Origin of the sequence: Lapidilactobacillus achengensis (genome assembly GCF_003946655.1) — a bacterium.
Classification (GTDB): Bacteria; Bacillota; Bacilli; order Lactobacillales; family Lactobacillaceae; genus Lapidilactobacillus; species Lapidilactobacillus achengensis.
The window spans coordinates 59,092-65,533 of the sequence record NZ_RHOV01000012.1 but is presented as its reverse complement, the minus strand read 5'-3'; the positions used below and the strand labels follow the sequence as shown (position 1 = coordinate 65,533).

Genomic DNA, 6,442 nt, shown 5'->3' with positions numbered 1-6,442 from the left:
TCGTGGCTGGAACGCGGTGGGCATCGTTTGAAGCCAATTCCAAAAGCGGGAATTGTCTTCAAATCGAGCCTTATTCTAAGCGATAAATCGCTAAGAATAATCTCACCGCTGAGCCACACGTCCTGAGGCGGTTGCTAGGCAGAATTGAGCCTATCTGCAATCGAACCGAAGGATTTGACGAAGTGGTTTTGCAAGCGAGAGGTCAAAATAATTACCAATTTTGGAGTGGTACAGCAATGCCAACGGATTTGGATTAGGAGATCGGGACACATTGTGTGAGCTGAACATCATTATCGCACTTGAACGGATTCTGGTTGGCAACCGACCGATTTGGCCGATTCATCAAGAATCTGGTCTGTTCATCTGACAGACTGCACTGGTGTCACCAATTTAAAGCTTGTAACCACTAACCACGGTCGTCAATTGCGTGACTCCCCATCAATTGACGATAGCTCGCCCAGTTGGCGTGAGTGCTCAAACGGCTGTTATAACGTTGAGCGGCTGGAGCGGAGAAATTCGGGGTGAGATCGCCGTGAAATTGTCCTTGGCGGCTCTGCCGCTTAGGACAAGGCCTGATTTTGAGACAAGCCGCGTACTTTGCGGATTGGCTCAAAACAGCGCCCACAGCGAGCTCACCCCGAATTTCGCAGCGCAAGCCGCGGGCACGCTACTTTTACGACTATCCCAACCAACATTATGGCCAAGATATTTTTACCAAACATTGCCGGATATTTTCCCCGCAGTGATTGCTTAACCGCGGGAAAATCGTTATGATAAGAACAGTGACTGGCCCCATCAGCGGGGGACAGATATTTTCAGAAAACCAGTTGTTGTGTTAAGCAGAACCAGCATTAAATTCAAAAATTGGAGTGTGACAAAGATGGCGACAGCCGACTTGAAAAGTGTCGACAAAATCATTGTTTTAGATTATGGCAGTCAGTATAACCAGTTGATTACACGGCGGATCCGCGAATTCGGCGTTTATTCGGAATTGCTGCCGAATACGATCACAGCCGCAGAAGTGAAAGCAATCGCGCCTAAGGGGATTATTTTCTCCGGCGGGCCCATGAGCGTTTACGACGAGAATGCCTTCAGCGTTGATCCTGAAATTCTTGAATTGGGCATTCCGATTTTGGGAATTTGCTACGGCATGCAGCTTTTGGCGTACAAGCTGGGCGGCAAGGTCGAATCTGCGGATAATCGCGAATATGGCAAGGCACAGATCGAAGTGACTGATCCGGAAAATGCGCTTTTCAAAGGCTTGCCTCAGGAACAGACGGTTTGGATGAGTCATGGCGACTTGGTCAAGGCCGTTCCCGCCGGTTGCCACGTGGTTGCCACCAGCAAGAACGCCCCAATCTCGGCCTTTGCTGACGACCAGCGCAAAATTTACGGTATCCAATTCCATGCCGAAGTCCGTAATACCGAATATGGCAATGACATCTTGCGCCACTTCACTTTTGACGTGGTCGGCGCGACGGCGAACTGGTCGATGACTGACTTTATCGACCAACAAATTGCCCAGATCCGCGCCACCGTTGGCAACAAAAAAGTTCTGCTGGGACTCTCCGGCGGCGTTGATTCCAGTGTGGTCGGCGTGCTGTTGCACAAGGCGATCGGCGATCAGTTGACGAGTATTTTCGTAGATCACGGCTTGTTGCGTAAAGGCGAGGCTGACCAAGTCATGGCCAGTTTGGAAGGCAAGTTCGGCTTGAACATCATCAAAGTCGATGCCCGCGAACGCTTCCTCAGCAAGTTGCAGGGCGTTAGTGATCCTGAACAGAAGCGGAAAATCATTGGCAAAGAGTTCATCGAAGTTTTTGACGACGAAGCGACCAAACTCAACGGCATCGATTTCCTCGCCCAAGGCACCTTGTACACTGATGTGATCGAAAGTGGCACCAGCACCGCCCAAACCATCAAATCCCATCATAACGTCGGCGGCTTGCCGGAAGACATGCAATTCCAGCTGATCGAGCCACTGCGGACGCTGTTCAAAGACGAAGTGCGCGACCTAGGCGAAAAGCTGGGCATGCCCAGCGACCTAGTTTGGCGCCAGCCATTCCCGGGACCTGGCTTGGGCATCCGCGTCATCGGCGAAGTGACCGAGGATAAACTGGCCATCGTCCGCGATAGTGACTTGATCCTCCGCGAAGAAATCAAAAACGCCGGCCTAGAACGCGAAGTCTGGCAATACTTCACCGTCCTCCCCGGCATCCGCAGCGTCGGTGTCATGGGCGACGGCCGCACCTACGACTACACCATCGGCATCCGCGCCGTCACCTCGATCGACGGCATGACCGCCGACTTCGCCAAGATCCCCTGGGACGTGCTCCAAAAAATCTCCGTCCGCATCGTCAACGAAGTCGTCCACGTCAACCGCGTCGTGTACGATATCACGAGCAAGCCACCAGCTACGATTGAGTGGGAATAAAAGGTATATGTAAATTGAACCCGGAATGTTGATTTAACGGCATTTTCGGGAGATACAAAGGATACGATTGGCGGGGAAATTGTTACGTTCCCCGCCAGAATCCCCGCCAAGTTTGGGCCGAATGAGGGCTGAGCTGGCGGGGATTTTTTAGGTTAGTTCGTCAGCCTGTACTTATCTTCATTACCGTTGTTAGAGGCAATAAGCTAAGTGGTCCGGGAGCGGTACTTGCTAACAACTCGGTTTCGTACTATGCTGCCAATAATGCGAAATCATGTATCTAATCACTCATTTTCTTCTTAAGGAGTTCACCATGTCTGACCAAACTGAACATATGCTTCCTGACATAATTTCCAAGGCCCTAGCGCTACCAGTCGTTCGCGTTGATCGGCACACTTTCTTAACCAAATTATTTCCGCGTGCCACAGAAGTTGAATTGATGTCGATTCTTAAAGATGGCCCGCAAGCCGTCTATACATTGGAACAGCTGACTAAGGTTGCCCGTCGCGTCGTCATGCACGATACCGAGAAGACCTCGGCAATCTCATTTGCCGCGGGATTGCCCTCAAATATCGCCGTCGCTGCTGGAACCGGTACAGCTGACCTCGTACAATATTATGGATTTGCCTTACGTATGGCCCAAAAGGTTGCTTATATTTACGGTCAAGAAAATCTCTTCACTGAAGAGGGAACATTGTCTGAAGACGGCGAGCGTGATGTCATGATCTATCTCGGTGTGATGTTGGGTGTGGCTTCAGCAAATTCCGCATTGATGTTTATCTCTAAGGGACTGAGTAATACACTAAGCAAGAAGTTCATGGCAACCGCGGTCACTCGCACAACGTGGTATCCGTTATTGAAAAAGATTGCCGGATACATTGGCGTTTCCGTAACCAAAAAATCAACATCTGCTGTGATTTCAAAGTCACTCCCTGTTATCGGTGGCTTTGTCTCTGGTGGTCTGACCTTGATTACTTTTAGACCGATGGGTAACCGGTTGATTAAAACTTTTGAAACTACACTCACGGCAACTCCTGACCAAATCAAGCAGGCGCAAAACGTTATCCTTGAAGATATCAAAAATTCTTCAAACGAATAGGTGTGATTTAGTAATATGAACTCGATTATCGCAATCTATTCCGTTTGTATATTAAATTGAAATATCAAACTTCCCGCGAAGATTCCCGTCAAGGTGGCCTCTTAGTTTGAGCTGGCGGGAATTTTTGTGATTATTTGAGAAAGCGTTATACAATATTTAATACCTTCTTGTAGCTTGCTATATTCTATTAGATAATTAGCCTAAGAACACCATGTAGGGGGAGCAATATGGCAATCACAGAGTACGAAGATCAAATTCAAGAAATCGTGAGCAAACCGGATCACTCCGAGTTTATCTATGACTTTCTAAGTGTCTATGATATTCCCAGAGCGACCGTTACCAAGCTACGCAAAGGCATGAACAACCTAGCGAAAGAAGCGGGTGCGGTCTATCTCAAAAATAAGTTGTACTTCAGAGTGGGCGCTGGCGATTTAATGCAAGACTATGCCGACTTGCAAGAACGGGTCGACGAACTTGGTTCCAAGCCGCGTTATCTTCTGGTTACAGACTACCAGCACTTGCTAGCCAAGGATACAGAAACTAACGAGACGCTCGATATCGAATTTGCGAAGTTGCCACAGTATTTTGACTTCTTTCTAGCATGGAACGGCATTGAAAAGGCTGACTTCGATAAGGAAAATCCTGCTGATGTTCGTGCAGCTGAACGTTTTGCAAAGTTATACGATGTTGTGAAGAATGATAACCCTAATGCAACGCCTAAAGGTCTGAACCTTTTCTTGATTCGCATTCTGTTCTGCCTGTTTGCTGAAGATACCAATATTTTTGAACATGATCTGTTCACCAATCGGGTTAAGCAGATGACTGCTGATGATGGTAGCGATTTTGACCAATTCATCGGTAGTCTCTTTGGCGTGTTGGACTTTGAGAAGGCGCAGCGGCCAATCGATACTCCTAGTTGGTTGAACGACTTCCCATATGTTGACGGCGACTTGTTCAAAGATCAGCATGAGTCTTTACACTTTAGTGCCAAGTCTCGGAAGCTCATTATTGAAGCTGGGGAGTTGCTCAAGTGGGATCAGATTAACCCTGATATCCTTGGTTCGATGATTCAGGCGGTTGCCAGTGAAGATAGTCGTAGTCATCTTGGAATGCACTATACTTCTGTGCCAAACATTATGAAGGTTATCAAGCCGCTATTCTTGGACGGATTACGTGAAGATTTTGAAGCTGCCAAGGGTAACGAAAACAGGTTGCAGCAGTTGTATGACCGGATTGGTAAAATCAAGTTCATGGATCCAGCGTGTGGTTCTGGGAACTTTTTGATTATCACGTACAAAGAATTGCGGCAGCTTGAAATTGATATTCTCATTGAGCTTAACAATATTGGTGTTTCAACGATGTACGTTCCATCAGTTACGCTTGACCAGTTCTACGGAATTGAAATTGACGACTTTGCGTGTGATGTGACGCGGTTGTCGTTATGGATTGCTGAGCATCAGATGAACGTGAAGCTTCATGAGCAGATCAGTGATGCGGTGCGGCCAACTCTACCATTACAACATGCGGGGGCGATAGAAAATTCAAATGCATTGAGACTGGATTGGAATAGCGTAGTACGGTTTTATGATGGAGATGAAGTGTTTATTTTTGGAAATCCACCTTATCTAGGTTCGACAATGCAGAACGCAGAGCAAAAAGCCGATATGAAGTTTGTGCTGAGTCGAGACATTGAAAAGTACAAGAACTTGGACTATATCGCGTGTTGGTTTGTGTTGGCAGCAAAGTACGCAGTGAATAGGAATGTTGAATATTCATTTGTTTCTACGAATTCAATTTGTCAGGGTGAGCAAGTTTCACCACTTTGGTCGTTCCTCCTTCATAAATTAACTATTAAATTTGCCTATCAATCATTTGAATGGAAAAACAATGCAAAGAAGAATGCAGCTGTGATTGTTGTAATTGTTGGATTGACTTCAGATGTTAAAAATATATTGAAAAAAAGGCTTATATTAAGATCTGGATATTCCCAAGAGGTTACCAATATCAATGCGTACTTAGAGGCCGGCCCGGATGTGATTGTTCAGAGTAGTTCCACACCGGAAAACAAATTGCCAAAAATGGTTAAGGGAAGCCAGCCAACTGATGGTGGTGGGTTAATCTTTAGTAAAGAAGAGTACGAAAAAATTGTGAGTGAAAATAATGGTTTTAATGTATTGTTCAAGAAATTTGTAGGGTCTAAAGAGTATATCAATGGTATCGAACGGTATGTACTGTGGATTAACAAACAAACATATAATCAGGTTAAGGATGTCCCGTTTATTAGAGAACGTATGAACTTGGTAATAAATGCACGAACTAGAAGCAAAAACGCTGGAACTGTCGAAGCTGCAAGTACTCCATATGCTTTTCAGCATATTTCAAAGTGTTACCTTGATGCTGAAATAATAAAGCCTGCATTAATTGTTCCTAGTGTCTCCTCAGAGAATAGAATTTATGCGCCGATGGGTATCACGGAAGATGATACGATCATATCTAACCTAGCGTTGCTGGTGTATGATGCTCCAATCTGGTTATTAGGGCTGTTACAGTCGCGAATCCATATGGTCTGGCTTAGAAATGTGGGCGGAAAATTGAAAAACGATTATCGCTATTCAGCAAATCTTGTGTACAACACATTCCCTGTTCCTGAGTTATCAACACGTCGTAAAAATGAAATCGAAACATTAACTTACAATATACTTGATATTCGGGAAGAGGAAGGTGGAACCATAGCTGATTTGTATGGTTCTCCATTAGCAAAAAAAAATCCAAAGCCAATGAATGAGCGTCTTCTTCGTGCACATAAGAAATTAGATGCAATAGTTGATAGAGCATATAAGTCGGATGATTTTAACGACGATGGTGAACGTCTGACAGTATTACTTAAAATGTACGCAGATAGGAAACGGTGA

Annotated in this window: 4 protein-coding genes; all 4 read left to right on the top strand. The window is 45.7% G+C overall.

The window, feature by feature from the left end; genetic code table 11:
• Nucleotides 1-427: 427 nt before the first annotated feature.
• The 4 genes from EKM94_RS07870 (at nucleotide 428) to EKM94_RS07855 (ending at nucleotide 6,442) form a co-directional block, all read left to right on the top strand.
• The gene (locus EKM94_RS07870; RefSeq protein ID WP_164511159.1) at nucleotides 428-754 is read left to right on the top strand and encodes a hypothetical protein; all 327 of its coding nucleotides are present in this window, start codon (nucleotides 428-430) and stop codon (nucleotides 752-754) included.
• Between the two features lie 126 nt (nucleotides 755-880).
• Nucleotides 881-2,434, top strand: a complete 1,554-nt coding sequence (guaA, locus tag EKM94_RS07865) for a glutamine-hydrolyzing GMP synthase (RefSeq protein ID WP_125600056.1) — start codon at nucleotides 881-883, stop codon at nucleotides 2,432-2,434.
• A gap of 310 nt (nucleotides 2,435-2,744) precedes the next feature.
• Nucleotides 2,745-3,530, top strand: a complete 786-nt coding sequence (locus EKM94_RS07860) for a hypothetical protein (RefSeq protein ID WP_125600052.1) — start codon at nucleotides 2,745-2,747, stop codon at nucleotides 3,528-3,530.
• A gap of 227 nt (nucleotides 3,531-3,757) precedes the next feature.
• Entirely contained in the window at nucleotides 3,758-6,442 is a 2,685-nt protein-coding gene (locus tag EKM94_RS07855; protein WP_125600049.1) for a DNA methyltransferase, read from the top strand.

Coding starts and splice junctions, on each gene's coding strand:
- guaA (WP_125600056.1), top strand. CDS start 881: ATGGCGACAGCCGACTTGAAAAGTGTCGACAAAATCATTGTTTTAGAT.
- EKM94_RS07860 (WP_125600052.1), top strand. CDS start 2,745: ATGTCTGACCAAACTGAACATATGCTTCCTGACATAATTTCCAAGGCC.
- EKM94_RS07855 (WP_125600049.1), top strand. CDS start 3,758: ATGGCAATCACAGAGTACGAAGATCAAATTCAAGAAATCGTGAGCAAA.